This window comes from Thermoanaerobaculia bacterium (genome assembly GCA_035717485.1).
Taxonomy (GTDB): domain Bacteria; phylum Acidobacteriota; class Thermoanaerobaculia; order UBA5066; family DATFVB01; genus DATFVB01.
In genome coordinates, this window is sequence record DASTIQ010000250.1 from 1 (window position 1) to 2044 (window position 2044).

The following is a 2044-nucleotide window of genomic DNA, read 5'->3' on the forward strand; positions in this document are numbered from 1 at the left end:
GGTGACGATCTCTGCCATCGAAGGTCCTTTCAGTGGACGTGTTCGTGAGTTCGGTCCTGTTCTGCCGAGCGAAAACCGAGCAGCGCAAGGACGCAGGGAGCGCCCGTACCCGAACGGTACGGGCGCGACCGAGGACGTCGCGATGCGACGGTTTGCAGCCGGCAGAATCGGCCACGACGTGCGGACGCGTCCACTGAACCCGGCCATGGTCGAGGAACTGACCCGGAATGCGGCCAATGTGCTGCCGGAAGGCGGCCTCGCAGAGAAGCTGAAGCGCGGCCGGCCGCTGCGTGTGAAGCTCGGCATCGACGTCACTGCCCCGGACGTGACGCTCGGCAACGGGATCCCGCTCCAGCGGATGAGGGCCTTCCAGGACGCGGGCCATCTCGGCGTCCTGATCGTCGGCGACTACACGACGCGGATCGGGGATCCGTCCGGGCGCTCCGAGAAGCGGCCGATGATCGACCCGGCCGAGATCGACGCCAACGCGCAGCGCTACTTCGACCACGCGAGCACGATCATCGACCCCGAGAAGACGGAGCTCCGCTTCAACAGCGAGTGGCTCGGAAAGCTCGACTTCGCCGAGATCCTTCGCCTGACGCGGACGACGACGATTGCCCGGTTGCTCGAGCGCGACGACTTCCAGAAACGCTTCGCCGCGAGCGCGCCGATCTCCGTCTCGGAGCTGCTCTACCCGTTGATGCAGGCATACGACTCGGTGGCGGTTCAGGCGGACGTCGAGCTCGGCGGCACCGACCAGCTCTTCAACCTGTTGACGGGCCGCGAGGTGATGGCCGAATACGGCCTCGACCCTCAGGTCGCCTTCACGGTGAAGTACCTCGACAGCTGGGACGGCACCGGGATGAGCGCTTCGCGCGGCAACTACATCGGTCTGAAGGAGGCGCCCGAGGAGCAGTTCGGGAAGACGATGCGCATCCCCGACGAGCTGCTCGAGCAGTGGTGGACGCTGGTCGCCGAGCGGCCTGTTCCGCCCGGCGACGCGATGGCTGCGAAGCTCGAGCTCGCGCGGTTCATCGTCCGCCGCGCGTGGGGGGACGACGCCGCCCGCGCCGCGGAGGAGCACTTCACGCGGGTCGTCCGCCGGCACGAGGCGCCGGACGAGGTGCCCGAGCTCGTCCTGCCGGACGGCGATCCCGTCCACCTGCCGGCGCTGCTCGTCGCGTCGCTCGGCGTGGGGTCCACGTCCGAGGCGCGGCGCCTGATCGAGCAGGGCGGGGTGAAGGTGAACGGCGAGGCGGTCGAATCGCTCGATCTGGCTCGTGGAGCGCTTTCCGGAGCCCTCCTGCAGGTTGGAAAACGGCGCTTCGCGCGTTTGACAGCCTGACCGGAACCGTTGCTATACTCCCCGGGCCGTTCGCACGAGCGGTGTTCGAAAGTCCCTGCACCTCGACGCAAGGAGCCTCCAAGGCCCGATTCGTAGCCGATACGATTCCTGTCTCGGAGGCCTCTGGCGCGAGTCGGAGGCTTTTTTACGCCGTCGAACGAGACGGCACCGGTCTTTGAAAACTCAACAGCGAACGTTCAAACGTCGAGTCCCGGCTGGGCTCGCCATGCGCGAGTGCGGCCGGACACGAACCTCGTCGTGCCTTCGGGCACGACCTTTGAGCACAAGCTCAAGGTGAAAGGTCTGCCGGTCCTTCGTGGCCGGCGCCAAGTCCTTCACGGAGAGTTTGATCCTGGCTCAGGACGAACGCTGGCGGCGCGCTTAACACATGCAAGTCGAGCGAGAACCGGGCCTTCGGGCCCGGGGAAAGCGGCGAACGGGTGAGTAACACGTGGGCAACCCACCCTTGGCACCGGGATAGCCCGGGGAAACCCGGATTAATACCGGATGGCCCAGCAGCTCTTCGGGGCGGTTGGAAAAGGTAGCTTCGGCCTCCGGCCAAGGACGGGCCCGCGGCGGATTAGCTTGTTGGTGGGGTAACGGCCTACCAAGGCGACGATCCGTAGCTGGTCTGAGAGGACGATCAGCCACACTGGGACTGAGACACGGCCCAGACTCCTACGGGAGGCAGCAGTGGGG

General features: G+C 66.5%; 1 protein-coding gene and 1 rRNA gene. Both read left to right on the top strand.

What is annotated here, in order from left to right; all coding sequences use genetic code 11:
- The first annotated feature begins 178 nt into the window (after window positions 1–178).
- The gene (tyrS, locus tag VFS34_13395; protein ID HET9795442.1) at window positions 179–1345 is read left to right on the top strand and encodes a tyrosine--tRNA ligase; all 1167 of its coding nucleotides are present in this window, start codon (window positions 179–181) and stop codon (window positions 1343–1345) included.
- 334 nt (window positions 1346–1679) lie between these two features.
- A 16S ribosomal RNA gene (locus tag VFS34_13400) occupies window positions 1680–2044 on the top strand; the annotation flags it as partial.